General features: G+C 59.5%; 26 protein-coding genes and 3 pseudogenes. 10 read left to right on the plus strand and 19 right to left on the minus strand.

Features of this window, described 5'->3' with window-relative positions:
• Positions 1-5: 5 nt before the first annotated feature.
• Positions 6-782 carry an SDR family oxidoreductase gene (locus LVY75_17515; protein XAZ24976.1) on the minus strand — a complete coding sequence of 259 codons (777 nt, stop codon included), beginning with the start codon at positions 780-782 and terminating at the stop codon, positions 6-8.
• A 106-nt stretch (positions 783-888) separates the two neighbouring features.
• Here LVY75_17515 and LVY75_17520 point away from each other — a divergent pair, with 106 nt between their 5' ends.
• The gene (locus LVY75_17520) at positions 889-1458 is read left to right on the plus strand and encodes a TetR/AcrR family transcriptional regulator (protein ID XAZ24977.1); all 570 of its coding nucleotides are present in this window, start codon (positions 889-891) and stop codon (positions 1456-1458) included.
• Between the two features lie 57 nt (positions 1459-1515).
• On the opposite strand, the gene LVY75_17525 is transcribed toward LVY75_17520, so the two are convergent.
• Positions 1516-2130 (minus strand): FMN-dependent NADH-azoreductase, encoded by a 615-nt coding sequence (locus LVY75_17525; protein ID XAZ24978.1) that lies wholly within the window; start codon positions 2128-2130, stop codon positions 1516-1518.
• Between the two features lie 140 nt (positions 2131-2270).
• Here LVY75_17525 and LVY75_17530 point away from each other — a divergent pair, with 140 nt between their 5' ends.
• Both LVY75_17530 and LVY75_17535 read left to right on the plus strand, forming a co-directional pair.
• The gene (locus LVY75_17530) at positions 2271-3239 is read left to right on the plus strand and encodes a LysR family transcriptional regulator (GenBank protein XAZ24979.1); all 969 of its coding nucleotides are present in this window, start codon (positions 2271-2273) and stop codon (positions 3237-3239) included.
• A 188-nt stretch (positions 3240-3427) separates the two neighbouring features.
• Positions 3428-3985: a DUF2087 domain-containing protein gene (locus tag LVY75_17535; GenBank protein ID XAZ24980.1), complete on the plus strand. Its 558-nt coding sequence runs from the start codon at positions 3428-3430 to the stop codon at positions 3983-3985.
• Between the two features lie 42 nt (positions 3986-4027).
• On the opposite strand, the gene LVY75_17540 is transcribed toward LVY75_17535, so the two are convergent.
• From LVY75_17540 to LVY75_17555, 4 genes and pseudogenes are all read right to left on the minus strand, one after another.
• Positions 4028-6016, minus strand: a complete 1989-nt coding sequence (locus LVY75_17540) for a bifunctional 2',3'-cyclic-nucleotide 2'-phosphodiesterase/3'-nucleotidase (GenBank protein XAZ24981.1) — start codon at positions 6014-6016, stop codon at positions 4028-4030.
• A 139-nt stretch (positions 6017-6155) separates the two neighbouring features.
• Positions 6156-6470: pseudogene (locus LVY75_17545) on the minus strand (PilZ domain-containing protein).
• Positions 6471-6557: 87 nt separating this feature from the next.
• Positions 6558-7439, minus strand: a complete 882-nt coding sequence (locus LVY75_17550) for a DMT family transporter (protein XAZ24982.1) — start codon at positions 7437-7439, stop codon at positions 6558-6560.
• 69 nt (positions 7440-7508) lie between these two features.
• Positions 7509-7970 (minus strand): Lrp/AsnC family transcriptional regulator, encoded by a 462-nt coding sequence (locus LVY75_17555; protein XAZ24983.1) that lies wholly within the window; start codon positions 7968-7970, stop codon positions 7509-7511.
• Positions 7971-8127: 157 nt separating this feature from the next.
• Between LVY75_17555 and ald the strand changes: the two genes are divergently transcribed.
• The gene (ald, locus tag LVY75_17560; GenBank protein ID XAZ25747.1) at positions 8128-9246 is read left to right on the plus strand and encodes an alanine dehydrogenase; all 1119 of its coding nucleotides are present in this window, start codon (positions 8128-8130) and stop codon (positions 9244-9246) included.
• 16 nt (positions 9247-9262) lie between these two features.
• On the opposite strand, the gene LVY75_17565 is transcribed toward ald, so the two are convergent.
• The 5 genes from LVY75_17565 to LVY75_17585 all read right to left on the minus strand — a co-directional run bounded on the left by LVY75_17565 (position 9263) and on the right by LVY75_17585 (position 13117).
• Positions 9263-9772: a DUF1203 domain-containing protein gene (locus LVY75_17565; GenBank protein ID XAZ24984.1), complete on the minus strand. Its 510-nt coding sequence runs from the start codon at positions 9770-9772 to the stop codon at positions 9263-9265.
• A gap of 99 nt (positions 9773-9871) precedes the next feature.
• Positions 9872-10432: a GNAT family N-acetyltransferase gene (locus LVY75_17570; GenBank protein XAZ24985.1), complete on the minus strand. Its 561-nt coding sequence runs from the start codon at positions 10430-10432 to the stop codon at positions 9872-9874.
• Positions 10433-10436: 4 nt separating this feature from the next.
• The gene (gene sseA, locus LVY75_17575) at positions 10437-11306 is read right to left on the minus strand and encodes a 3-mercaptopyruvate sulfurtransferase (GenBank protein XAZ24986.1); all 870 of its coding nucleotides are present in this window, start codon (positions 11304-11306) and stop codon (positions 10437-10439) included.
• Positions 11307-11332: 26 nt separating this feature from the next.
• The gene (locus tag LVY75_17580; GenBank protein ID XAZ24987.1) at positions 11333-12070 is read right to left on the minus strand and encodes an alanyl-tRNA editing protein; all 738 of its coding nucleotides are present in this window, start codon (positions 12068-12070) and stop codon (positions 11333-11335) included.
• Positions 12071-12076: 6 nt separating this feature from the next.
• On the minus strand, positions 12077-13117 hold the full coding sequence (locus tag LVY75_17585) for a cysteine synthase A (protein ID XAZ24988.1): 1041 nt from the start codon (positions 13115-13117) through the stop codon (positions 12077-12079).
• A gap of 211 nt (positions 13118-13328) precedes the next feature.
• Here LVY75_17585 and LVY75_17590 point away from each other — a divergent pair, with 211 nt between their 5' ends.
• Positions 13329-13988 carry a ChrR family anti-sigma-E factor gene (locus LVY75_17590; GenBank protein ID XAZ24989.1) on the plus strand — a complete coding sequence of 220 codons (660 nt, stop codon included), beginning with the start codon at positions 13329-13331 and terminating at the stop codon, positions 13986-13988.
• A 99-nt stretch (positions 13989-14087) separates the two neighbouring features.
• On the plus strand, positions 14088-14921 hold the full coding sequence (locus LVY75_17595; protein XAZ24990.1) for an SDR family NAD(P)-dependent oxidoreductase: 834 nt from the start codon (positions 14088-14090) through the stop codon (positions 14919-14921).
• On the opposite strand, the gene LVY75_17600 is transcribed toward LVY75_17595, so the two are convergent.
• The 5 genes and pseudogenes from LVY75_17600 to LVY75_17620 form a co-directional block, all read right to left on the minus strand.
• Positions 14922-16181: a cyclopropane-fatty-acyl-phospholipid synthase family protein gene (locus LVY75_17600; protein XAZ24991.1), complete on the minus strand. Its 1260-nt coding sequence runs from the start codon at positions 16179-16181 to the stop codon at positions 14922-14924.
• A gap of 78 nt (positions 16182-16259) precedes the next feature.
• Positions 16260-17120: a DUF1365 domain-containing protein gene (locus tag LVY75_17605; protein XAZ24992.1), complete on the minus strand. Its 861-nt coding sequence runs from the start codon at positions 17118-17120 to the stop codon at positions 16260-16262.
• Positions 17117-18454 (minus strand): FAD-dependent oxidoreductase, encoded by a 1338-nt coding sequence (locus tag LVY75_17610; protein XAZ24993.1) that lies wholly within the window; start codon positions 18452-18454, stop codon positions 17117-17119. Before LVY75_17610 ends, LVY75_17605 begins: the two co-directional genes overlap by 4 nt.
• Positions 18451-19906: pseudogene (locus LVY75_17615) on the minus strand (DNA photolyase family protein). The gene LVY75_17610 and the pseudogene LVY75_17615 overlap by 4 nt, the downstream one beginning before the upstream one ends.
• A gap of 129 nt (positions 19907-20035) precedes the next feature.
• Positions 20036-20359, minus strand: coding sequence for a hypothetical protein (locus tag LVY75_17620; GenBank protein ID XAZ24994.1), 324 nt, complete (start codon positions 20357-20359; stop codon positions 20036-20038).
• Between the two features lie 198 nt (positions 20360-20557).
• Between LVY75_17620 and LVY75_17625 the strand changes: the two genes are divergently transcribed.
• From LVY75_17625 to LVY75_17640, 4 genes are all read left to right on the plus strand, one after another.
• A complete protein-coding gene (locus LVY75_17625; protein XAZ24995.1) occupies positions 20558-20854 on the plus strand; it encodes a hypothetical protein in 297 nt (98 codons plus the stop codon).
• Between the two features lie 127 nt (positions 20855-20981).
• A complete protein-coding gene (locus LVY75_17630; protein XAZ24996.1) occupies positions 20982-21569 on the plus strand; it encodes an alpha/beta fold hydrolase in 588 nt (195 codons plus the stop codon).
• Between the two features lie 88 nt (positions 21570-21657).
• Complete coding sequence (locus tag LVY75_17635) at positions 21658-22221, plus strand: methylated-DNA--[protein]-cysteine S-methyltransferase (GenBank protein ID XAZ24997.1); 564 nt, start codon at positions 21658-21660, stop codon at positions 22219-22221.
• 75 nt (positions 22222-22296) lie between these two features.
• Positions 22297-22686: a RidA family protein gene (locus LVY75_17640; protein ID XAZ24998.1), complete on the plus strand. Its 390-nt coding sequence runs from the start codon at positions 22297-22299 to the stop codon at positions 22684-22686.
• Here the strand turns inward: LVY75_17640 and LVY75_17645 are convergent.
• The 3 genes and pseudogenes from LVY75_17645 to LVY75_17655 all read right to left on the minus strand — a co-directional run bounded on the left by LVY75_17645 (position 22664) and on the right by LVY75_17655 (position 24830).
• Positions 22664-22801 (minus strand): hypothetical protein, encoded by a 138-nt coding sequence (locus LVY75_17645; protein ID XAZ24999.1) that lies wholly within the window; start codon positions 22799-22801, stop codon positions 22664-22666. The genes LVY75_17640 and LVY75_17645 overlap by 23 nt on opposite strands.
• Positions 22802-22841: 40 nt before the next feature.
• Complete coding sequence (locus LVY75_17650; GenBank protein ID XAZ25000.1) at positions 22842-23423, minus strand: NAD(P)H-dependent oxidoreductase; 582 nt, start codon at positions 23421-23423, stop codon at positions 22842-22844.
• A pseudogene (locus LVY75_17655) lies at positions 23420-24830 on the minus strand (FAD-binding oxidoreductase). Before LVY75_17655 ends, LVY75_17650 begins: the two are co-directional and overlap by 4 nt.
• Position 24831: the final 1 nt, after the last annotated feature.

The raw sequence follows: 24831 nt of genomic DNA on the forward strand, positions 1-24831 counted from the left end.
CGCGCTCAGGCGGCGCGGAAGACCTTGGCGCCGGAGGGAGCGCTCGTCATGCCGCCGTCGACGGTGATCTCGATGCCCGTGACATTGCTGGAATCGTCGGAGGCGAGATAGAGCGCAGCCTTTGCGATCTCGTCTGCTTCGCTCATGCGGCCAAGCGCACTCATGCTTCCGAGCTTTTCTTCGAGTGCCGACATCGCATCTTCCGTCTGCGCATAGGGCGACCAGATCGGTGTGCGCGTGCCGCCCGGCGTTACCTGATTGACGCGGATACCGCGCGGCGCAAGCTCGGAGGCAAGGTTGCGGGTCATGGAGCGTACGGCGCCCTTCGTGGCGGCATAGGCCGACCAGCCTGGTGCGCCGAGAACGGCATGGACCGAGCCGTTGAGGATGACGGATGCGCCATCATTCAGATGCGGAAGCGCTGACTGAACCGTGAAGAAGACCGAGGTCAGGTTGGTGCTGATGATCTTTTCGAACTGTTCCAGCGACGTCTGGCCGAGCGGCGTTGCGCCGCCGATACCGGCATTGGCAAAGACGATATCGAATTTGCCGACGGCGGAAGCTGCCTCGGCGAAGATCTTCTCCGCGGCCGCTACGTCGGTCAGATCAATCTTCAGTGCGAGCACGTCGCCGCCAAGCGCTTTCTTGGCCGTTGCGAGCGTTTCCGGATTACGGCCGGTAATGATGACCTTCGCGCCTTCGGCAACGAAAACCTTGGCGGTGGCAAGCCCGATACCGCTGTTGCCGCCGGTAATGAGCGCGACCTTGTTCTTGAGACGCATGGGAATGGCTCCTATTGGAAAATGTCCCGATCTGGATTATGATCGATATCTAGAATGATTATGATCATAATCCAGATAAGTCAAGTCCGCATGTCGGGAGATTTCAATGGGCCATTCGCAACTGGAAAAACAGAAGACGCACGACAGGATCATCGAGATTGCGTCCAGGCGCCTGCGGGAAAAGGGGCTCGAGGGTATCGGGGTTGCCGACCTGATGAAGGAGGCCGGGCTGACGGTCGGCGGCTTCTACAAGCATTTTGCGTCACGCGATGAGATGGTGGCGGAAGCCATGAAACTGGCTTTCGGATCCTGGGAAGCGAAAGTGCGTTCAGAGGGCAGGGCGCCGGCAGATATTCCGATCGCGGAATATTCCGCCAACTATCTGAGCGAGGTTCATCGTGACGACGTAAGCGGCGGCTGCCCTTTTGCTGCGCTGACGGCCGATCTCGCCCGCAGCGACGGGAAATGCCGGTCGCTTGCGACCGAGCAGCTGAAGACGAATCTGGAAAACATGACAGACCGTATGAGCGCGGGCGATGAGGCTGAGGCGCGCCGCAAGGCAATCATCGTCTCGTGTCTGATGAGTGGCGCGCTCGGCCTTGCGCGCATCGCGGACGATGAAAAACTCTCCGACGAAATTCTGGAAACGGCCCGAGCTTTCGTCAATGATTTCTAGACAAAATGAAAGGGCCGGCTAATGCCGACCCCTCGAGTGGAACTTTGAATTTGCAGGTTAGGCAGCGAGAGCAAGCTCGTCGACGCGCGACTTTGCGGCGCCGATAGCCTTTTCTGCAGCTTCCGGGCCGAAGGCGAGGCCTTCGACATAGATGGTCTCAATGTCGGCAATGCCGAGGAAGCCGAGAACCGACTTCAGGTAAGGAACCGCATGATTCATGCCGGCAGCCGGACCCTGGGAATACACGCCGCCCGAAGCAAGGACGACATAGACCTTCTTGCCGGTAGCAAGGCCGACCGGGCCGCTTTCGGTATACTTGAAGGTCAGACCGGCGCGGGCCACATTATCGATCCAGGTCTTCAGCGAAGAATAGATGTTGAAATTGATGAGGCCGGTGCCGATGACGATGCTGTCGGCTGCGAGCAGTTCATTGACCAACTCGTCAGACGTTTTTACGGCAGCAGCTTCCTGAGCCGTGCGGGCTTCCGGCGGCTTGCGAATAGCGGCCGTAAACAAATCGTCGATGTGCGGAAGCGGATTTGCTGCAAGGTCGCGGCGAACGACGACGCTACCCGGGGCCTGAGCCTTGAGCTTGTCGGCAAGCTCGACAGCAATCGACGTGGAAAGCGACTCTGAACGCGGGCTGGACGTCAGAAGAAGGATGGAAGACATGGTTGAATTTCCTCTCGAATTGGGTTTCAGCGGCGTTTGGGAGCGGCAAACCGCTGTGTTCGAGAAAAGAAATAAGACTGGCCTGCTATCGAAAAAACTGGGATAATGTCGATCAAAATTATCGATGGATTGGATGGACGATGCTTCCCAACCCGACACTGGATCAATTGCAGGTTTTCCTGACTGTCGCCGAAACCGGCAGTTTTTCGGCCGCGTCACGTGTGCTGAACCGCGCACAGTCGGTCATCAGCTATACGATCGCCAATCTGGAAGCCCAGCTTGAAATACCGCTTTTCGAGCGTTCAGGCGCCCGCCAGCCGAAGCTGACGGATGCCGGCAAGGCAATGCTGGAAGATGCCCGCCGCCTGATGGCCGATCTCGAGGTGATGCGTGCCCGCGTCAAGAGCATCAAGCAGGGGCTGGAGGCGGAGCTTTCTCTGGCGATCAGCGTCATGGTCCCGGCCAATGCCGTCATGATGGAGTTGCGCGAATTTCGCGAGAAATTCCCGGGCGTTGCGCTGAACCTCAACGTCGGCGAGCTCGGAATGGTCATGGACATGGTGCTGAACGACAAGGCCGATATCGGCATTGGCGGCGCGCTCGTGCGGCAGGGAGATTCGCTGGTAGCCGAAAAGATCGGTTATTCCTTTATGGTTCCTGTCGTTGCGCCCGATCATCCGTTGGCGCGCATCGAACGGCCACTGACGCTGGCCGATGTGCGCGAAGAAATCCAGCTCGTCGTTTCCGACGCCTCCGGGTTGACCAAGGGCCGGGATTTCAATGTCCTGTCCTACAGGACATGGCGCGTCAGCGACATAGCAACCAAGCACCAGCTCATCAAAGGCGGGCTTGGCTGGGGTGGATTGCCGGTCTCTCTCGTCGGTGACGACATCATGAAAGGCAACCTCATCGCCATCAAGCTCGATGCCTACGAACAGGGCGAATACCCGATCTATGCCATGCACAAGGCCGCCAATCCGCCGGGGCCGGCGGGCAGATGGCTGGTCGAGGCTTTTCGCCGGCGGCTCTCAATGTGCCCGAGCCATGGCGAAATGGTCAGCATGCTCGGTATAGACGAACTGCATGCGATGCCGGAGGCAGCGGAATAGTCACAAGCTTGACGGGTTTCAGGCCTTTGTTATAACGGCGCCACGGTCTGCAGTTCACCGAGGCGTCGCCGTCCCGCAAGGGAAGCTAAACCTGCTCCAGAAAGATCATCAGCACTTGTCCTGTGCCGAAGTCGAAAGCCGGCGACCACCGACACCCTTTTGCGGAAGCGGCGCGTTGAGGATGAGACGTGACCAGATCTACCTTTCCAATGGAAATCGCCGATCTTTCGGCTTTTGCCAAATCTCTCCGCAAGCAGATCGAAGCGCTCGCTGACAAGCCGAGCCATGTCGATATGCTCAATCTGCTGACGCGCGCGGCGGGTTATCGCAACTACCAGCATTTCCGCAGTATGGCGCAGTCCGCCGAAGTCCTGAAGGACTGGAACCTGAAGCAGGATCCCGAGCCCTTGCCGGACGAGGATCGCGTGCTGAAGGCATCGCGCCATTATGATGGCAGCGGCAGACTGATCCGTTGGCCGGGCAGGAGAGGACTACAGGAGCTTTGCCTTTGGGTTCTGTGGTCGAAAATACCGGCGGGCACAGAACTGACGGAGCGTGAAATCAGCGATTTGCTGGACCGCCTGCATGTCTTCGGCGATCCGGCGCTCTTGCGCCGCGAACTCTTCGATTTCGGGCTTGTCCACCGTACGCGGGACGGCAGACGATATCACCGCCTCGAAAAGAAGCCGCCGGCCGAACTTGGCCTGCTTGTCCGGCGCGTTGAAGCCAAGGCAGAGACGGCTTGAGCGAAAAAGGGGCGCGGTTGATGAAACCGCGCCCCTGCGGCTTCAGAGAACCAGCCTGAACTTCGTGAATCCCTCGGCGCCTTCGCCGGCATCCTCGATCTTCACGCTCTTGACGTCGGCGAGATACTGTTTGGCTTTCGGGCCGCTTTCGAAAACGACCGTCGTGCCGGGCAGGGGCTTGAAGGTCCAGTTGCCGTCGGCTGCTGGATTGATCGTGCCCTGATCATGGACATAGCGCACGATAACATCCCGGTTGGTGTCCGGCGCCTGGAAGATCACCTTGTCGGAAGCGATGTCAGGGAAGCTGCCGCCGCCGCCCGCACGATAATTGTTGGAAACGACGACGAATTTCTGCGCCGGATCGATCGGCTTGCCCTCGAAGGCAAGGTTCTGGATTCGGTTGGAAGTCGGATTGACGGCCTTGCCAGACGAATCATATTTCGGCGGCTGGGACAGATCGATCTGGTAGGTCACGCCATCGATCACGTCGAAATTGTAGGACGGGAAGTCGTTGTTGAGGAGAGCCGCATCCTTCGCACCGGGTTCGATGTGGTTGAACATGCCGGCGGACATTTCCAGCCAGTTCTTCACCTGCGCACCGGTGATGGCGACGGCCTGAACCGTATTCGGATAGAGATAGAGGTCGGCGACGTTCTTGATGGCAATATCGCCGGCAGGAACGTCCGTATAATAGTCGGCACCGCCGCGACCGCCGGCCTTGAAGGGGGCTGCGGCGGAGAGAACCGGCAAATCCTTGAATTGCGTATCGGCCAGCATCTGCTTGATGTACCAGGTCTGAGCCTGCGAGACGATCTGCACGGAAGGATCGTCGGCGACCAGCGCAAAGTAGGAATAGAGCGGCGCGGAGGTTTTGCCGACCGGCGTGCGGACATAGGCAAGCGTTGCCTCGTGCTCTGCTTTCGCCGCTTCGACGACTTCCTTCTTGTCGGCGACGTCGGCCACGACCTTTTTCTTGTCGTCGCGATGATAGATCGGCCGCGCTTCCGACGTGAAGTCGACGATTTTCCAGCTATTGCCGTCTTTCTCCAGCAGCAGGTCGATCAGGCCGAGATGCGAGCCCCAGAAGCCGGCCATGACGGCGGGCTTGCCGTGCAGCGTACCCTTGACCGGATCGGCATTGGCAATGCCATCCCAGGTTTTCGGGCCGGGGAAGACAAGATGCTGGTGACCGGTGAAGATCGCGTCGATGCCTTCGACGGCAGCGAGATGCAGCGAAGCATTTTCCATTTTTTCGGATGGGCCGGAACCGTCGATGCCGGAGTGGGAAAGGGCGATGACGATATCTGCGCCAGCTTCCTTCATGGCCGGCACCCAGGCCTTGGCGGCCTGTACGATATCGCGCGTCTGTGCCTTGCCTTCGAGGTTCTTGATATCCCAGAGCATGATCTGGGGTGGCACGAAGCCGATGAAGCCGATCTTGACCGGGCTTTCATTGCCGGAGCCGTCCTTGATCTGCTTTTCGACGATGATGTACGGCTTGAAGAACAGCTCGTCCTGCTTGGGATCGGAGGCAAGCTGACCCTTGGTCAGGTTGGCGCAGACGAAGGGGAAGTTCGCACCGTTCAGCACCTTGAACATGAAGTCCAGGCCGTAGTTGAATTCGTGATTTCCGAGCGTGCCGACGGTATAGCCGAGCGTATTCATGGCCTTGATGACCGGATGCACGTCGCCATCCTTCATGCCGTGCTGATAGGCCATGTAGTCGCCCATCGGATTGCCCTGCAGCACGTCGCCATTGTCGATCAGCAGCGAATTGGCAGCTTCCGCACGTATCGTGTCGATGATTGTTGCCGTGCGCGACAGGCCCATCGTGTCGTTCGGCTTGTCTGCATAATAGTCGTAAGGGAAAACGTTGACGTGAATGTCGGTCGTTTCCATCAGCCGCAGATGCGCCTGGTTTGCTGCAGCACGGGCGCTGAACGGATGAAGCAGCACGAGAGCGGAGGTAGCGGCAAGGCCGCCGAGCAGGGAACGGCGGCTCATTGCAGGCGCATCGAAAATGGAAGACATGGAAACACTCCTTTTGACATTACGCATCACCCGGTTCGGCGAACTTAGGATGATTGGCGAAGGAGTACATCTTGAAAATGACAGAACGGCAAAGACGGTGCCGCGAAAGCGGCACGGCCTCAGCTTACCGGACGCGCGGCACGTCGCGATGGAAGAAGCGGAAGTAGGAGGCAATGAGCGCGCGCGCATTGGAACTGACATCGAACTGGATGCCGACGCGGCCATTGTGTTTCCAGCGAACGACCCCATCGAGCAGGCCGAGGTCTTCCGCTTCGATGCGTACCTTGCTGCCGGCGGCGGCATAGAGCGGGGCTTTCACCTCGAGCGCCGCACCCGTGGCGGAAAGATCGAGGATGCGGGCGTCTATCTGGCTGTTCATATAGCTGATCTTGCCGAAGACGCGGCAATTCCTGCGGTCCGCCTTGCGGGCGGTGATCTTGAGGTTACGTGTCATGCTTGTCCCCGTGAAGAATTCGGGAAAAGCATAAGCGCGGAAAATTGAAATGCCTTTAGAGGCTTGTTTAAAATTGCGCCGAAAATCTCAATTCGGCACGACCGCCCGTCGCGCCACGACATGCTCGCGCCAGACCGTGAATATACCCGCCGCGACCACAATGATCGAGCCGACGATCATATTCAGCGTCAGCGTCTCCCCGTAGATCAATACACCGAGGATCGAGGCGTAGACGAGCTGGATATAGGTGAGTGGCTGGACGGCCGCTGCATCGAGACTGTCATAGGCGCGGATCAGGAAATAATGGCTTGATGTACCCGTCAGGCAGACGGCGAGCATCCAGATCCAGTCCCAGCCCTGAATCGGCGTCCAGTAAAAGGGGCCTGCAAGCGTCATGACGAAAGCGCCGACGATGCCTGTATAGAAGAAGCTCGTCATCGCCGAATCCTGCCGGCTCACGTAACGTGTGGCGATCACGTAAAGTGCGAAGTTGAGGCAGGAGACCACCGCAAGAAGCAGGTTCACGTCGAAGAACCCGCCTTCCGGCTTGAGGATCAGCAACACGCCACAAAGTCCGACGCCGATGGCCGTCCAGCGGCGCCAGCCAACCTTTTCGCCGAGCAGCGGAATGGCAAGCAACGCGACGATGATGGGCGTGGCGGCAAAAATTGCCTGCGAATGCGCCAGCCCGATCAGCGCAAAACAGGTGATTGCCAGTACCACCTGCGTGGCAAGCAGGATGCCGCGCGAGACCTGCAGAAATGGGTGTTTGGTGCGGGCGGTTGCTGCGATGCCGCCGCGCATTTTCGAGGCCAGAACCACGGTGAACAACCCGAAGGCCCAATAGCGCACCATCGTCACGAAGATAGGCGAATAGGCTGAACCAAGATGCTTCGAGATCGCGTCCTGCGCAGAAAAGATCGTCAGCGCGAGGAGCAGGAAGATATAGCCGTGAGTCTTGGATTTCATGTCTTGCCGTTGAAGCGGAATACCCGCGACGTCAAGCTAGGACAGGATTCCGGGGGGCTTTGCAAGGGCTCAGAGGCCTACATTCGGCCTGTCGATGATTTCGCGCAGCGCAAAGCTCGAGTTGATCTTCACCACGTGCGGCAGCGCCGAAAGCCAGTCTCGGTGGATGCGCTCGTAATCTTCCAGATCGCGGGCGGCGACCCGCAGGATATAGTCGTACTCGCCGGACATCAGATAGCAGACGAGCACGTTCGGGCAGCGCTTCACCGCCGCTTCGAATTCCGACAATGTCTTGGCGAACTGGCCAGACAGCGAAATGTGCACGATCGCGATCATCTTGTAATCGAGCGCCTTGTGCGAAAGCCGCGCATGGTAGCCGCCGATGACACCGCTTTTTTCGAGAATGTCGAGCCGCCGCGAACATGCCGAAGGCGACAGCCCGACCTTGTCGGCGAGTTCCGCATTGGTGATGCGAGCATTGATCTGCAATGCCTTCAGAATCGCAAGATCGATGTTGTCGAGGTCTGACATTCGAAGAACCTTCGAAGATTGGGGCGATGACGCAATAATCTTCGAAACTTCATGTTTGTGCAAATCCTCTTTGCAAGGACATTTCGTTGCAGCGGTGGGAGGATTTATCAGCAAGAAAACGCTCTGCGAAATGCAGACATAAATGAGAGGAACGCGTATGCGTGTCGGTTGCCCGAAGGAAATCAAGAACCATGAATATCGCGTCGGCCTGACGCCGGCTTCGGTCAGAGAATATGTCGCCCATGGCCACGAGGTATGGGTGGAAACGAAGGCAGGTGCCGGCATTGGTGCCGATGATGCCGCCTATGTGGCCGCTGGCGCGAAGATCGCCGCCTCCGCCAAGGATATTTTCGAAAAGTGCGACATGATCGTCAAGGTCAAGGAGCCGCAGCCCTCGGAATGGGCGCAACTCCGCGACGGTCAGCTCCTCTACACCTATCTGCATCTCGCGCCCGATCCGGAACAGACCAAGGGTCTGCTCGCATCCGGCGTTACGGCAATCGCCTATGAGACGGTAACCGACGATCGCGGTGGCCTGCCGCTCCTGGCGCCGATGTCTGAGGTCGCCGGTCGACTTTCGATCCAGGCCGGCGCCACCGCGCTGCAAAAGGCCAATGGCGGCCTTGGCATCTTGCTCGGCGGCGTGCCCGGCGTTCTCCCGGCCAAGGTTGCGATCATCGGCGGCGGCGTCGTCGGCCTGCATGCCGCCAAGATGGCTGCCGGTCTCGGCGCCGATGTCAGCATTCTCGACAAGTCGCTGCCGCGCCTGCGCCAGCTCGACGATATCTTCAATGGCCGTATTCACACGCGCTATTCCAGCATCCAGGCACTGGAAGAGGAAGTCTTTACTGCTGATCTGGTCATCGGTGCCGTGCTGATCCCCGGCGCTGCAGCACCAAAGCTTGTGACCCGCGAAATGCTCTCCGGCATGAAGAAGGGCTCCGTCATCGTCGACGTCGCCATCGACCAGGGTGGCTGCTTCGAAACCTCGCACGCAACGACGCATTCCGAACCGACCTATGTCGTCGACGGCGTCGTGCATTATTGCGTCGCCAACATGCCGGGCGCGGTTCCCGTCACATCAGCCCATGCGCTGAACAATGCGACGCTCGTCCACGGCCTCGCGCTCGCCGATCGCGGCCTGCGCGCCATTGCCGAGGACAAGCACCTGCGCAACGGATTGAACGTCCATCGGGGCCGCATTACCAACAAACCGGTCGCGGATGCGCTTGGTTACGAGGCAGTGGCTCCTGAAAGCGCACTGAACGTGGCGTAAACCAGCTGACTCAAGGTCAGGTAAGGGCGCCAGCTTCCGCAAGGGCTGGCGCCTTTATTTTGTCGATCCGGCACTGATAGCAATTGTTGCGCGCCGAGCGCACATGCACGTAGGCGATGTCGGGCCGTGCGAGCAATTCGGCTGCATAGGAAGGAATTCTGTCGATCGGCGTCACCGCGCCGGTGCCGTAGACGATCCTGTCGGTCTCGCCGTAGCCGCGGACAATGAAATCTGGGCTCGTAGTCAGGACGGGAGGCAGGACCTCGTCGGAAGAATAGTGCTGACAGGGCTGCTTGTGCAGGAAGACCGGCCCGGTTTCGGCATAGGGCTGCAGTTCCGGAAAGGGGCGATAGGCAAAGACGAACAGCTCTTCGCCAGCGCCGATATTGCGCAGACAATGCCGGCATGGGTGGCCCGGACCATCGGAGATCATTGTTTCCGGCAGACGTCCGTAGGCATCGCGACCGCCGCTCCACAGCGCTTCTGCATCAGCTGTCGGCATGGCTGAAAATTGAATGTTGTTCATGGCAAATCTCCTCATGAGCTTTGCCATAGTGTCTGCCCTTGCGGCCTTTCAAACCACCCGATTCTTGCCTGAAACCGGGAAGGTTTGGGCGGTGCTCGATCAGCCGCGTCGGGCTATTTCCAGCAGTTCCTTGTCGCTTAGTGGTCTGACGATCCCGGTGCCGGTGGAGACGGGAGAAAAACCGAACATCTGGTAGAGCTGCAATGCCCGCGGATGGTCGAGATTGTTGGTGGTCGTCGTGACCTTTTGCGGGTTCAGCGTCCAGATCGCGTAGAGAGCCTGGAGCAGGAACCATTTGCCGATGCCGAGGCCGAGCGCGTGCTCGAAGAGCCCGAAATGGCTGAGCTCGATCGTATCCTCGTCCTCGCAGAGATATTCATAGAAGCCGGCCGGCGCGCCATTGACGTAGAGCACGCTGATATTGTTGCGCTTGTCGTGCAGGGCGACGGTCAATTCCTCGTCGCTCATCCGCAGACGGTCGACCCACTGCCAGCGCGCCCCGACCTGTCGATAGAGATAGCGATAGAAAGGCAGTGGAATGGCCGGTGCGCGCATGATCGCCGTCTGGATATTGACGGGCACGGGCAGGCTTGCCTTCGGCGGCGCGACCATTTCAAGCCGCGTGATATGGGCCTTGAGCGAGGCGGGCGTCTTTCCCATGGCGTCAGGCTTTGACCGCTGCAGGAGGACCGGTAACGACAGGCGTATCCTCGCGGCTGCCCCATTCGCTCCAGGAGCCGTCATAGAGCTTGTTGTCGGTATGTCCGAGCGATTCCAGCGCCAGCGTGATGATTGCTGCGGTAATACCCGATCCGCAGGAGGTAACGACCGGCTTCGAAAGATCGATGCCGGCATCCTCGATCGTCTGCTTCAGTTCCGGCAGCGATTTGAAACGGCCCTGGTTTGCGAAAACGCCCGAAGGCAGGCTGCGGGCACCTGGCATATGGCCGGAGCGCATGCCGACGCGCGGTTCCGGTTCGCTGGCCGCGAAACGGCCGGCGCTGCGGGCATCGGCGATCTGCAGGGCGCCGCTTGAGACGATATCGCGCATCTGCTCGAGGTGAACGACGCGGTCGGAATCGTAGTTCGTCTTGAAACTCGCCGGCGCATATTGTGGCGTTTCGGTTTCGAGCGGCCGGCCTTCAGCCTTCCATCCGTCCAGTCCGCCGTCGAGCACGAAGACATTCTTTGCGCCCATGACCCGGAACAGCCACCACACACGCGGCGAGGCGAACATGCCGATGCCGTCATAGACCACAATGCGGTCATTCTCGCTGATGCCGAGTTTGCCGACTTCGGCGGCGAAATGATCGGGCGAGGGGATCGTGTGCGGCAGGTTCGTCGAGTGGTCGGCGATTTTGTCCTGATCGAAGCGGATCGCACCCGGAATATGGCCGGCAGCATATTCTGCATCGGCATCGCGCTTCTGCGCCGGCAGATAGAAGGATGCGTCGAGCACGCGCAGATCGGATTTGCCGAGTTCAGCCTGTAGCCAGTCGGCCGAAACGACGAAACGGCTCTTGGTGTCGCTCATGATGATCTCCCCAAAAATATCGTCTATCAGGCTTCGTCGCCGGGCGTGCCGAAGCGAATGCGGAAGCGCCTGTTCTCTTTGCCCTTCTTCTCGATCTTGGCAATATGAATCTGGCCGACTTCCTGAGTTTCCGAAACATGCGTGCCGCCGCAGGGCTGGCTGTCAACAGCTGAATTCTCTCCGATACAGACGAGGCTGACACGGCCAAGACCAACAGGAGGACGCACATTCTTCGACTTGACGATGCCGGGATTGGCGGCGAGCTCCTCATCCGTGATCCACTGAACATAGACAGGATGGTTCTGGTTGACGAGGTCCATCAGCCTGGCCGTCACCTCGTCCTTGTCGATCGTGTCGCTCATGTCGAAATCGACGCGGCTTTCATCCTCGCCGACAGCAGCACCGGTAATCGGATAGGAGCAGACGACTGAAAGAAGATGGCAGGCCGTATGCATGCGCATCAGCCTGTAACGGCGCGGCCAGTCGATGTGCACAACCAGCTTTTCGCCGACCTCCGGCCGCGGCTGGCCCTCCTGCGGCACATGAATGACGACGTCCTTGCTCGCACCATGTTTCGCCTGGCCAAGCCCTATCCTGGAGCCGTCAGCCCGTTCGAAGAAGCCTGTGTCGCCCGGCTGCCCGCCAGACGTCGCGTAAAAGCAAGTCTGGTCCAGCTCGATGCCCCCGTCCTCGTGGACGGCCGTGACGACCGCTTCACATGTGGAAAGGTAGAAGTCGTCACGGTAGAGGGCATTGACTGGCATGGAGGCTCACGCTGCGGGTTCGTAGGGTATTCTGATATCCGTCGAGCCGACCATCCAGGCAGGAATGGGAAGACCCTTGGACGAAAGGAAGTCCGGATTGAAAAGCTTGGACTGATAGCGGTTGCCATAATCGCAGAGGATTGTCACGACCGTATGGCCGGGACCGAGATCTTGGGCGAGGCGAACCGCACCGGCAATGTTGATCGCCGTGGAGCCGCCAAGGCAAAGCCCCTCATGTTCGACCAGATCGAAGAGGTAGGGGAGCGATTCAGCATCGGTGACGTGATAAGAGAAATCGGGCGTGAAGCCTTCCAGGTTGGCGGTGATGCGCCCCTGGCCGATACCTTCCGTGATCGACGATCCCTCCGACTTCAGCGCGCCGTTCGCGTAGAATTCGTAGAGCGCGGCACCCTCGGGATCTGCGATGCCGATCTTGATATCCCTGTTGAAGCCCCTGAGGCCTGCGGCAACACCGGCAAGCGTTCCGCCCGAACCGACCGAGCAGATGAAGCCGTCGACCTTGCCATCCGTATCTTTCCAGATCTCGGGCGCGGTGGTTTCGATATGGGCCTGACGGTTGGCAACGTTGTCGAACTGGTTCGCCCAGATCGCGCCGTTCGGCTCGCTCTTGGCAAGCTGTTCGGCAAGGCGGCCCGAAACCTTCACATAGTTGTTCGGGTTCTTGTAGGGAACTGCCGGAACTTCGACGAGCTCGGCGCCGAGCAGGCGCAGCGCGTCCTTCTTTTCCTGGCTCTGCGTTTCCGGAATGACGATGACGGTACGATAGCCGAGCGCCTTGGCAACGAGCGTCAGGCCAATTCCGGTATTGCCCGCCGTACCCTCGACGATGACACCGCCAGGCTTCAGCAGGCCCTTCCTCTCGGCGTCACGGATGATATAGAGCGCCGCTCGGTCCTTCACCGACTGGCCGGGATTGAGGAATTCGGCCTTGCCGAGAATGGTGCAGCCGGTTGCCTCGGAAACACCCTTGAGCTTGATGAGGGGCGTATTGCCGATAGCCTCGATTACGGAGGGGTGGAAGGTCATGGAATCTGCCTCGTTTACGCATAGTTTAGGAACGGTCTTTTCCCTTCACAAGGCGGCGTTGGCAAGAAATCCTATTCCATGCCTTTCAGGCACGCGATAAAATTAGTCTTTCCCTTCCAGCCCATTGCCGTCTCCAGGCGCGCCGGTGATCCGAAGATTGACTTTCGGCGTATGGATGACGACAAAGCAAGCACGGGCGCAGGAACAAGGCGTGACCGAATCTGACATGGTTCACGAGCATATCGACACGATCGATGCATTGATGGCGCATTATGTTGCCGGCTCCCTCCCGGAGCCGGCCCGCGTACTCGTGGAATCCCATCTCGAAATGAAGGCGGACAATCGTGGCCTTGTGGCCGACCTTGAACGGCTGGCCGGAGACGCTCTGGAAAGCACGCCGGCAAGCCCGATCAGTGACCGAGATGCGAAGCTTGCGGCAATCTTCGGCTCGAAGGCTCCTGCGTCCCCTGCGAAGCCCCCGTCACGTCCGCGGGGCGCTCTTTTTCCGCGTGCCTTGCGCAATCTCGTCGGTTTCGAAGCCGACGACGTGCCGTGGCGCAAGCGCCTTCCGGGCTTCAAGGAATATGCGACCGATATCGACGGCTGCGAAGTCAGCCTGATGTGGATAAGGCCTGGCCGAGCGCTGCCTGCCCACACGCATGCGGGCATGGAACTGATCCTCATCCTCGATGGCGCCTTCCACGACGAGCGCGGCCGCTTTGGGCCGGGAGATATCTCGGTTGCGGATGCCACGATCGACCATCGCCCCGTCGCAGAAAAGGACTGGCCCTGCATCGCTTTCGCCGTTTCGGACGGCCCAATCAAGCTCACCGGCTCCTTCCGTCAGATCATTGGCGATCTCATCGGCTGAAAGCAGCCACAATGCTGTGATAGAGCCATTGTCCCGGGAGAGATGGGGGGAGCTTCCGGACTGTGTTCGTATTCAAATCGGCAGACCGGAGGAAGTGTCATGCGTAATTTCATCGCCCGCCCGGAGCATGGTATCGTCTGGATTTCCGGCGCGAGTTCCGGAATAGGCCGAGCGCTGGCGCTGAAGCTCGCAGGCGAGGGATACGGGGTCGCCGTCACCGCCCGCAATCACGAAAAACTGGTGGAATTGCAGGCCGAGGCATCCGGATTGCCCGGCAGCATCATCGTGCTCGACGGCGATGTGACCGACGCCGAAGACATGGAACATGTCATGGCCTCGATCGAATACGAGCATGGCACGCTCGCGATGGCCATCCTCTGCGCAGGCGTCTATCAGCCCGTTCACGGCGAGGATCTGAACAGAGCCGATTTCGAGGAGACTTTTGCCGTCAACCTGTCAGGCGTCGTCAATTGCCTCCTGCCGGCGCTCCGCCACATGAAGACGAAGGGGCAGGGACAGGTCGCCATCGTTTCCTCGGTGACCGGCTACACGGGATTGCCGACCAGCGCCGCCTACGGCGCGACCAAGGCTGCCCTGATCAACATGGCCGAAAGCCTGAAATTCGACCTCGACAAGATCGGCATCCGTATCCAGCTCATCAATCCGGGTTTCGTTGACACGCCGGCAACGCGCAAGAATGCCTTTCCGATGCCGGCACTTATTTCGCCCGAGGCCGCTGCGGAGCGCATTGCGGCAGGCCTCAAGACGCAGGCTTTCGAGATCACTTTCCCGCGGCATTTCACCTATATGCTGAAGTTCCTGCGGATACTGCCTTATGGTCTCTATTTCCCGCTGGTCAACCGTTTCACAGGCTGGCGAGAGCGGCCTCTAGATAGAGGTCACCGGCCGGCGACACCGCATCCGGCTGAATGATCAGCGGCGCGAAAAAACCACCTGCCGCACATCGATATTGCGGGCGCGGAAGCCGGCCTCACAATAGAACAGGTAGAATTCCCAGAGCCGCTTGAATCGGTCGTCGAAACCCATCGGCCGGAGCTTATGCCACACGGACCAGAAGCGCTCGCGCCATTCCGCGAGCGTACGGGCATAATCGAGGCCGAAGCCGAAGTCCCTGACCAGTGACAGGTCCATCTTCTTGCCGAGTTCGGCAAGGTGATGACGCGTCGGCAGCATGCCGCCGGGGAAGACGTATTTCTGGATGAAGTCCGGATTGCTGCGATATTGCTCGAAAGATTCGGGCCGGATAGTGATGATCTGCAGCCCTGCCTTGCCGCCCGGCTTCAGGCATTGTCTAAGCTTGGAGAAATAGGCCGGCCAGTATTTCTCGCCCACGGCCTCGAACATCTCGATGGAAACGATGCGATCGTAGACACCGGTCTCGTCGCGATAGTCCTGGAAGCGGAAATCGACCTTGTCGCCTAGCCCTGCCTTGCTGATGCGCTCTTGCGCGAAGGCAAGCTGCTCACGGCTGATGGTCAGTCCGGTCACGCGGCAATTCAATTCGCTCGCCGCGAATTCCGCAAAGCCGCCCCACCCGCAACCAATCTCGAGCACATGATCACCGGGCTTGATGCCGGTCGCTTCCGCCAGCGCCCGATACTTGGCGCTCTGTGCCGATTGCAGGTCGTTGGCACCGGTCGAATAAAGCGCTGACGAGTAGGTCATGCTCGGATCGAGCCATTGCTTGTAGAAGTCATTGCCGAGGTCGTAATGGGCCGAAATATTGCGCCTGGACCCGGCCCTGGTGTTGGCATTCATCCAATGGCGGATGCGTTCCACGAAGCGGCCGACACCGCTCGTGCCATAAGAATAACTGTATGCGGCCTCGCCGTTCACGAGAAACAGCTCGAGGAAGGCGGTGATATCGGGGCTATCCCAGTCGCCATCCATGTAGGTCTCTGCGATCCCGATGGTGCCGCTGGTCAGAGCCCGGTCGGGAAGGTTCCAATTCCGGAGCGTGAGCGCTGCATTCGGTCCGGCGGCCTCGCCCCTGATCAACACCTTGCGCCCGTCGGGCAGCGTGACGGCAAGGGACCCTTGCTGTATGCCCAGCAAACCGCGCAGCGCAAGCTTCGCCTTGAACGGCAGGTCTCTGACGATGCGCGAAATATTCTCCGCCGTCAGCGTTACCGCGTCCCGGGTCGCTTGGTTCAAGTCCTGTATATTGCTCACCGTCCGTCCTCCCGTATTTTGGGGCCGGTCAGGACAATGCTTGCGCCTCTCCTCCGGCGATTGCGACAAACGCTAAATTCATTCCGCAGCTTCTGCAAGCCGGCTTGCCGGCTTCACGCTGACAGGCGGAGGAGGTGGTGGCCGGCGAACGTAGATAGCGCCTTTCAGCCAGAGTTTCAGAGCCTCCCAGTGAATGCCGGCCATGATCTTGACGGTCAGGAAGGGAGTGGTTGTGAGAAGAAAACCGAGCGTCCGGCCAGTCAGCGGCTTTTTCCGCCCGGCGAACGTTGCGGCAAGAAGCGGTCCGTCCGCATCGGTCTCCAGGATGCGCCAGCGGATTTCCTGGCCGGGCGGCAGCATGCGGAAATGGTAGCGCATTCCAATGCCAATGAAGGGAGAAACGTAAAAGAGCTTTTCGCAGGTCTGACGAAGACCGCTTTCGAAGATTTCATCCTCCTCGACGGGGCAGACATAGCTATGCCGCTCGCCGAACGTGTTGCGCACCTCGTAGATCAGCGCAATCACTGAATCCTTCTCGTCATAAGCATAATAGACGGAAAGCGGATTGAAGACGTAGCCGAAGATCCGCGGATAGCAGACGAGCAGGATTTTGGCCGGTCGCTCGACACAGGCATCTGCAAGCAGGCCATCGGCATGGGAGCGCAGCTTTCCACCTGCTGCATGGTCTTCTTCATGGAACGAGACGAGATTGCTTCGGTTGATCGAAAACAGCGCCGACTGCCTGTCGGCTTCTTCCAAACGGTCGAGATCGATAGCAAGCGAAAACACCCGATACTGGAAGCGATGGCCGAACGGTTTCATGCGCTGATGCATGACATTGCCCACATAAAGCGCTGCCGCTGCGTCCGGCGGACGACCGTTTCGCGTCACGCTGACGCCACATCTCGATGCGTCGGGGCTTTTGCGCGATCCCATCATGCCATCGCTTCCAGCGTCGTTTCACGAGGGGAGGGTCGGTTGGTTCGCCAGGGTGTGATGCCGCCCAGAGCTTCCGCCGCCGCAAGGCCGGAGACAAGTCCATCTTCGTGGAAGCCATATCCGGTCCAGGCGCCTGCGAAATAGCAATTGTTCTTTCCCTGGATGACCGCGATCGCCTGCTGTGCTGCCATCGCTTCGGCGGAAAACTGCGGATGCTCATAGGTGAACTCGGCAAAGACCTTGCGGCTATCCGGTTCGCGATCCGGGTTCAGCGTAACGAAGAGCGGGAAGTTCGGATCGATGCCCTGCAGCCTGTTCATCCAGTAGGTAACAGCTACGCCCGCCCTGCCGTCGCCATGGCTCGAGCGCAGATAGTTCCAGGAGGCCCATATCTTGCGCCGCGTCGGCATCAGGCTGGCATCACGGTGCAGGATAACACGGTTAGGTTGATAGGGGACGGCAGCGAGCAGGCGCTTTTCCTGATCAGTCGCATCGATCAGCAGGCGCGAGGTCTGGTCGCTGTGGCAGGCGAAGATCACCTTGTCGAAGAAAGCCTCGCCGCCGGCTTCGTCGATGAGGATGACGCCCTTCGCCTTGCGTATTACGCCGCGCACCCCGCAGCCAAGTCTTACCTTGTCGCCAAGCGGTGATAGAAGCCTTTTCAGATAGTTGCGGCTGCCGCCGGTGACGGTGCGCCACTGATGCTGGTGGCGGTAGATCAGCCGGTGATTGTCGAAGAAATTGACGAAATGTTCGGCGGGAAATTGCAGCATGCGCGCTGATGGCGTCGACCAGATCGCCGCCGCCATGGGCACCAGATAGTTGTTTGTGAAACCGGGCGAGAAGCCGCGCCAGTCGAGATAATCGCCGATCGAGCGCGAGGCGAGATGCCCGGCTGCCCGATCTTCCAGGCAGGTCCGGTTGAAGCGCAGGATCTCGCGGATCATCCAGAGAAAGGAGGGGCTCAGCAGATTGCGCTTCTGCGCGAATATCGACGAGAGCCCACCGCCGCTCCACTCCAGCCTGCCCTGATCGAGTGACAGGGAAAAGCTCATGTCGCTGGCATGCGTGGCGACGCCGAGTTCCGCAAAGAGCGCGGTCAGATTGGGATAATTGTGCTCGTTGTAGACGATGAAGCCGGTGTCGACTGGAACGCTCAACCCGTCATAATCGACATCGACGGTAGCCGTATGGCCGCCCGGCCGGACATCCTTCTCATAAAGCGTCACGTCATGAACAGGATTGAGCGCCCAGGCAGCCGATGCACCCGATATGCCCGATCCTATGACCGCGACCTTGAGGCGGAGTGGCAGCGAAGGAACATGCGCGTTCATGCTGCATCCTTTATGGCGTTATAGACCTTCAGCGCCCGCCGGCGCGCCGTGGCATGATCGACGATGGGTTGGGGATAGGTTTCACCAAGCGTGACACCGGCTTTTTCAAGCACGCTCGCGGGTGCCTCGAACGGCCGGTGGATATATTTGTCCTCCAGATTTTCGAGCTCGGGCACGAACTGCCTGATATAGCTGCCGTCCGCATCGAATTTTTCGCCCTGCAGGACCGGGTTGAAGATGCGGAAAAAGGGAGAGGCATCGGCGCCTGAACCTGCCACCCATTGCCAGCTGGCCGCATTTGTTGGCCGGGTCCGCATCGACGAGCGTATCGCGGAACCAGGCTTCGCCTCGACGCCAGTCGACCAGCAGGTCCTTGATGAGAAACGAGGCTGTGATCATCCGGACGCGGTTATGCATCCAGCCATGGCGCCAAAGCTGGCGCATGCCTGCGTCGATGATGGGATAGCCCGTCTGGCCGTTGCACCAGGCATGGAATCCGTCTTCATCCTGTCGCCAGCCGAAACCGTCGAAACTGTCGTTCCAGTTGGCGCTTGCAAGTTTGGGAAAATGGAAGAGCAGGTGGTAGGAAAACTCCCGCCATGCCAGTTCCTTGCGAAAGCGCACGATATCGTCGGATGGGATGCTGCGGGAGAGGCCCTTTGTCGCCTCCCAGATACGCGCCGGCGAAATCTCGCCGAGTGCCAGATGCGGAGAGAGCAGGGACGTTGCCGCCTTGCCGGGGAAATCCCGGTCAGCCGAGTAACCCGGAAGAGCGTTTTCGACGAACTCCCGGAGCTTTTGGTGGGCAGCGGCCTCCCCCGGCGTCCACATGTCGGGGAAGGACTTCGCCCAGTTCGGCTTGCGTGGCAGAAACTTGAAAGAGGCAAGCGTTTCAGATGCGGGAAACTCTTTGGGGAAGCGGAAGCGCTGAGGCATGTCGACAGGCGCTTCCGGCTCTCCATATTCTTCGAGTGCCCGCCAGAATGGCGTATAGACGCGATAGGGCGTGCCGCCTGATGTCTTCAGTTTCGTCGGTTCATGCAGGAGCTGGCCGCCGAAGCTGCGCACCTCGATTGCCTGCTTTTCGAGTTCATGTTTCAGGCGCGTGTCGATCGCAATGCCGGGTGGATCGTAACGACGGTTCCAGAATACCGCTTCCGCACCGCTTCGCCTGATGAAGTCGCCCAGCACGTTTCGGGCATGGCCGCTGGCCAGGACGAGCTTGCCGTCACGTTTTCTAAGGGCGCCATCGAGCGCATGTAGCGAATGGTGCAGCCACCATGCCTGAGCCGAACCGAGCGGCCCGGTGCCGTCTTCCCCGTGTTCGCGAATGTAAAGTGGAATAACCGGCCGCCCCGATGCGCATGCCGCCTGAAGTGCCCTGTTGTCGTCAAGGCGCAGATCCTTGCGAAACCACACGATCACCGGTCTTGCAACAATATCCCGTGCCAATGGCCGCTCCCTGTCCTGCCTCTCCTGTCTGTTACGGAAGTACGAGGCAATCGGATCAGGAGTTTCATGAAGCACGCATGAAAAAGGCCGGTCGAGCCGGCCTCTCTCAACGAACGGGTCTTTGCCCGATCAGTTGTCGTATTCGCGGCATGCCTCACTGATCGAAGCGCCGCTTTCGCCGCCGCGCGTATCGACACCTGTGTTCTGCTGCGCCATGCCGGGGCAATTGATGGCCTGGCCGCCGATGCTCTGTGTCGTGGCCGGATCGACCGCGCTTGAGGGAACCGGATGAATGCCGTTGCTGTCACTCGTATAATCCGAGGAGTAATTGCCCGAGCCCGGGTCCGTAGAGCCGCCGTTGGTCGGGCCGATAGTGTCGGGATTGGACTGGGCAAATGCCGACGAAGCCATGCCGATGGCAAGCAACGAAGCGGCGATAAGGGATTTACGCATGGGAGCTATCCTCCTTCGATTTTCATCTTTGGTGACATGTGCCTAACCCGCGAGGCGATTGCTTGTTCCGAAATTTAAGCGGCGCGGTTGAAGTGATTGCGATGGTTACGCGTAAACCTTAACCGCGAAAGCCGCTTTGCCTCCGCCCTTCCTTGCCTTACCTGCGCAGTGAATCCCCGGTTACGGCATGAGGCCGCTATGTTCATTTCACTGCGCGAGGCAGGCGATCTCTGCCTTCAGATGGTACTTGCTCTCGCCTTGACCTTGGCCGGCATGGCGCTCGCTTCCACCGTCGTAAAGGCCACCGAGCAGCGGGTTGCCGCCATCGATGTCAACCGCCCGCTGCTCTGGTCTGCCGGCCCCGTCCGGGTCGAAAGCATTCAGCTTTTTGTCGAGCGAGAATTGGCTGCGGGCGAGGGGACAGGCTGCCACGATGCCATCGGCCTCAGAATATCCTGCGACCTGGCGACTTTATCGTCGAGCAGCAACTTCTGATCCGGCGATGGATTTTCCAGCTTTCTTTCGGGTTTTGGAGCTTCATTTCTTTAGTCCATAAAATTTATGGATAATTCTGGCCGAGATGCGTTGCAGCAGCCTGCTGCGCCTGCGCCAGGAGACAGCAATGACAAAAATCCTGATCGTGCCGGGTCTGTTCGGTTCCGACGAGGGGCATTGGCAGCACTTTTGGCTTGATGATGTGCCGCAGAGCCGGCTGGTCCGCCAGGACGACTGGAATCATGCTCGTCTGGACCGCTGGATGGAGCCCCTGGAACAGGCATTGCTGGAAGCTGGAGAGGCCTATATCATTGCCCATAGCCTCGGCTGCATCCTGACGGCGAGGCTCGCCGACCGGCCAGTGGCACGCAGGATCAAGGGAGCGCTTCTGGTTGCCCCTTGCGATTTGCCGGCCACCGAAAGGCTGCATCCCGGCTCGCTCACTTTCGGCCCCATGCCGACTACCCCGCTTCCCTTTCCGAGCCTCACCGTCGGCAGTCTCGACGACAAATACATGTCGCTCGACCGTCTGAGCTTCTACACCCGCCTCTGGAAAACCGAAGTTCGCAATATCGGGCTTGCAGGCCATATCAATATCGCCAGCGGTTTTGGACGCTGGACCGGCGGCTATGCGCTGTTTGATGTGGTGAAAGGCAAGGCGAAGGCAAAGAGGCCACAGATATCCCCACATGCCACGACCGCGGCATCGGCCTGACATTTTATCGGGACACGCGCAAGAAACGGGTTGAACTTGCACCCTCGCGATACGATTCTGATACCTGATGGAATGTGAGGGCTTCACCATGGCTCAGAAAGTGCATCAATACCTGATCTTTGAAACCGCAGGCGGCTTTTGCGGCATCGCCTGGAGCGATACCGGCGTGACGCGGTTCCAGCTGCCCACGAAAAGCGCCGATTCGACAGAACGATTGTTGCTGCGCCGTCTGCCGGCTGCCGAACCGGGCAAGCCGACGCCGCAGATTTTGGACGCTGTAGCTGCGGTAAAGCGTTACTTCGAAGGCGAAGAAGTCGACTTCTCCACTGTCGCCGTTGACCTTGACGGCCAGGACGCATTTTTCCGCGATATCTATACCGCCGCGCGCCGTATCGGCTGGGGTCGCACGACGACCTACGGCACCCTGGCGAAGGAGCTCGGGGTGGGACCGGAGGCAGCGCGCGACGTAGGCCAGGCGATGGCAAAGAATCCTGTCGCGCTCATCATTCCCTGCCATCGTGTGCTAGCGGCAGGTGGAAAGATCGGTGGCTTTTCGGCGCCTGGCGGTTCGACGTCCAAGCTTCGCATGCTGGAGCTCGAAGGCGTGCATGTCGGTCCACCGCCTCCTGCCCAGCAATCCCTCGATTTCTGAGATCTATCGCAAGCAAGTGCTTGGAATACGGCGGAAAACCTCGCTATAAATCTCTGTCTATAGCGAGGTCTTTTCATGAAGAAGATTTTCAACCCGCCATCCGTCCGCCGTCCCTTCGGAAATTACAATCACGGTCTGCTCATACCGCCGGGCGCATCCTTGCTGGTCACGTCAGGTCAGCTCGGCATCGGCCTCGATGAAAAGATTCCTGAGGACGTGACGGCCCAGGCCGAGCTCTGCTTCGAAGCGATCAAGGCGATCCTCGCCGAGGCCGAGATGAGCTTTGCTGATGTCATCCGCATTTCCGGCTTCGTGACGAAACGGGAAGACTTCCCGGCCTATATGGCAGTGCGCGACCGCTTCACGCTCGACCCGAAACCCGTTTCGACGCTCATTATCATCAACGGCTTTACCCGGCCGGAATTCCTGGTGGAAGTGGAAGTCACGGCGGCGAAGGTTTTCTAAGATCTGTTCGCAGCTCCGCGGCGATCACGACGGAGCAGCTCGCCGGCGCGGCAGCAGCCCCCATGGCGGTGCGCGCATGCTGGCCGATATCGGCGCCGAAGAGATCGACCACCATGCGGGGTGCGCCCGGTTAGGTGTACCGATGCAAGCCGCCCCTAGAATCGCTCCATCGCGTCCTTCACTTTCGCCAGGAACGCTGCCCGTGTCTCCGGGGTGCAGTTGTTCATGTCGTAATGGGCGAGAAAGGTAACCGGCTTGAACGGGTCGATCTGCGCCCGCAAGACACGCTTCACGATCTTCTTTGGCGGATTGCCGGCAACGAAGGCGCGGAAAGGTGTCGCGCCATAGGTCAGCACCGCCCCAAGCTTCTTGATATGCCGCAGGCGGGATTCGACCTTGCCGTTCACGAGCGCGAAGGAAACGCCGGGAAGCCAGACCCGGTCGAAATAACCTTTCAGGATCGCCGGGAACCCGAAATTCCAGACCGGTGTGCAGATGACCAGCGCCTCGGCCCGCTTCAGCCTGTCGACATACGGTTTCACCAGCGAAATATTGTCGGGATAATCGTGGTAAACGAGCCGATCATGTTGCGACAGGACGGGATCGAAATTCTCCGCATAGAGATCGCAGGCATCCACTTCGTGCCCGGCCTTGGCGAGGCTCTCCAGGGTCTGTCTGTAGAGCGCCTTGCCGTAGCTTTCCTCGACCGGGTGCGAGTGGAGGACAAGAACCCTCATGAAGCCTCCATGACGGCGGCAAGGCCCGGGAAAAGGTAATTCTTGCCGGCGTCGAAATCGAAATTGGGATTCTCCCAGGCGATCATCTTGCCAGGATTGAGCAACCCCTTCGGATCGGTCTCATGCTTGAAGGCGAGCTGCACCTTGTCGGTGCGCTTCATGCCGCCCTCTTCGAGCGTATAGCGGTGCGGGTTGAAGATCGGGCAGCCATGATCCTGATGGATCTTGATGATCTCCTCCAGCCGCTCCTCTGTCGTATAGCGTACCAGCGGCAGGCCCGAGCACTGGATCTGCCCGTCGAACTTGATGAATTCGAGATGACCCGGCACCTCATCGCCGAAGATCTCCACCATCTTTTTCACCTTGGCCACATGATCCGGTCCCGGATACTGCACCTGCAGATAGGTGAAGGTGGGATCGACCTTGAGCGCACGCAGCGTCGTATGGTTCCAGGCTAGCTCATAGGCGTGCGGAATGCCACGCATGCTCTCGACCTTGTCGGAGCGGAACATGATTTCGCCCTTCTGCGCTGCCGTGAAAGCCAGGAAAGCATCCATGGAATGCGGCGCGATCATCAGCACGACGATCGACTGGCCCTGGCGGATATAGGGCTTGTGGCGGGTGAAATAGTCATGCGGGATAGGGGCCGCGATCGGCGCGATTTCCTTGACGAGAATGCCGTTGCATTTCGCCAGCGCATCGGAGAAGCGCACTGCATCCATGAAGTCATCGTAGCCGACCAGCACATCCACCCAGTCATAGGCGGGTGCGAGCGGCATCTCGATTTCCGTGATGATGCCGTTGGTGCCGTAGGCATGGCTGACCTTCTGCAGATCCCAGCCGGTGAGATCGAGCACACGCGGCTCCGCTTCCATGGTCACGACACGCAGGCGCAGGATATTGCCGAGATCACGCAACCCGCCCCAGGTGATCGAGCCGACGCCGCCGGAACCGCCGGCAATGAAGCCGCCGACCGTTGCCGTTTGGGCGGTCGAGGGATGGAAGCGCAACTCCTGGCCGGAATGCGCCTTGGTCTGCTTGTCGAGCTGGGCGATCACGATGCCGGGTTCGCAGATGACGCGACCCGGATGGATTTCCTTGATCTTGTCCATGGCGGCGAGGTTGAGCACGATACCGCCTGAGAGCGGCATGGCCTGACCGTAATTGCCCGTGCCGGCGCCGCGCGGGGTGACGGGCACGCCATGGGCGAAGGCGACCTTTAGCGTCTGGATGACTTCGGCCTCGTTTTTTCGGCGTGACGACGATATCGGCCGTCACATTATCGAGCTGCGCCTTCAGGATTGGCGAATACCAGTAGAAGTCGCGGCTCTTCTGGCGAACGAGCGCCGGATTGTCCTCGATCGCGATACCTTCGAGTTCTTTTTTGATCTTCTGATAATCGGCCATG

This window comes from Sinorhizobium sp. B11, from assembly GCA_039725955.1.
In the GTDB taxonomy this organism is placed as follows: Bacteria; Pseudomonadota; Alphaproteobacteria; order Rhizobiales; family Rhizobiaceae; genus Rhizobium.

Bases quoted from the DNA above. Each gene is read 5' to 3' on its own strand.
- LVY75_17635 (XAZ24997.1), top strand. From the start codon at position 21,658: ATGGCTCAGAAAGTGCATCAATACCTGATCTTTGAAACCGCAGGCGGC.
- LVY75_17605 (XAZ24992.1), bottom strand. From the start codon at position 17,120: ATGATGGGATCGCGCAAAAGCCCCGACGCATCGAGATGTGGCGTCAGC.
- LVY75_17645 (XAZ24999.1), bottom strand. From the start codon at position 22,801: ATGGTGGTCGATCTCTTCGGCGCCGATATCGGCCAGCATGCGCGCACC.
- LVY75_17550 (XAZ24982.1), bottom strand. From the start codon at position 7,439: ATGAAATCCAAGACTCACGGCTATATCTTCCTGCTCCTCGCGCTGACG.
- LVY75_17570 (XAZ24985.1), bottom strand. From the start codon at position 10,432: ATGGGAAAGACGCCCGCCTCGCTCAAGGCCCATATCACGCGGCTTGAA.
- LVY75_17585 (XAZ24988.1), bottom strand. From the start codon at position 13,117: ATGACCTTCCACCCCTCCGTAATCGAGGCTATCGGCAATACGCCCCTC.
- LVY75_17525 (XAZ24978.1), bottom strand. From the start codon at position 2,130: ATGTCTTCCATCCTTCTTCTGACGTCCAGCCCGCGTTCAGAGTCGCTT.
- LVY75_17620 (XAZ24994.1), bottom strand. From the start codon at position 20,359: ATGCGTAAATCCCTTATCGCCGCTTCGTTGCTTGCCATCGGCATGGCT.
- LVY75_17610 (XAZ24993.1), bottom strand. From the start codon at position 18,454: ATGAACGCGCATGTTCCTTCGCTGCCACTCCGCCTCAAGGTCGCGGTC.
- LVY75_17580 (XAZ24987.1), bottom strand. From the start codon at position 12,070: ATGCCAGTCAATGCCCTCTACCGTGACGACTTCTACCTTTCCACATGT.
- LVY75_17540 (XAZ24981.1), bottom strand. From the start codon at position 6,016: ATGTCTTCCATTTTCGATGCGCCTGCAATGAGCCGCCGTTCCCTGCTC.
- sseA (XAZ24986.1), bottom strand. From the start codon at position 11,306: ATGAGCGACACCAAGAGCCGTTTCGTCGTTTCGGCCGACTGGCTACAG.
- LVY75_17565 (XAZ24984.1), bottom strand. From the start codon at position 9,772: ATGAACAACATTCAATTTTCAGCCATGCCGACAGCTGATGCAGAAGCG.
- LVY75_17650 (XAZ25000.1), bottom strand. From the start codon at position 23,423: ATGAGGGTTCTTGTCCTCCACTCGCACCCGGTCGAGGAAAGCTACGGC.
- LVY75_17630 (XAZ24996.1), top strand. From the start codon at position 20,982: ATGACAAAAATCCTGATCGTGCCGGGTCTGTTCGGTTCCGACGAGGGG.
- LVY75_17530 (XAZ24979.1), top strand. From the start codon at position 2,271: ATGCTTCCCAACCCGACACTGGATCAATTGCAGGTTTTCCTGACTGTC.
- LVY75_17520 (XAZ24977.1), top strand. From the start codon at position 889: ATGGGCCATTCGCAACTGGAAAAACAGAAGACGCACGACAGGATCATC.
- ald (XAZ25747.1), top strand. From the start codon at position 8,128: ATGCGTGTCGGTTGCCCGAAGGAAATCAAGAACCATGAATATCGCGTC.
- LVY75_17625 (XAZ24995.1), top strand. From the start codon at position 20,558: ATGTTCATTTCACTGCGCGAGGCAGGCGATCTCTGCCTTCAGATGGTA.
- LVY75_17595 (XAZ24990.1), top strand. From the start codon at position 14,088: ATGCGTAATTTCATCGCCCGCCCGGAGCATGGTATCGTCTGGATTTCC.
- LVY75_17555 (XAZ24983.1), bottom strand. From the start codon at position 7,970: ATGTCAGACCTCGACAACATCGATCTTGCGATTCTGAAGGCATTGCAG.
- LVY75_17515 (XAZ24976.1), bottom strand. From the start codon at position 782: ATGCGTCTCAAGAACAAGGTCGCGCTCATTACCGGCGGCAACAGCGGT.
- LVY75_17640 (XAZ24998.1), top strand. From the start codon at position 22,297: ATGAAGAAGATTTTCAACCCGCCATCCGTCCGCCGTCCCTTCGGAAAT.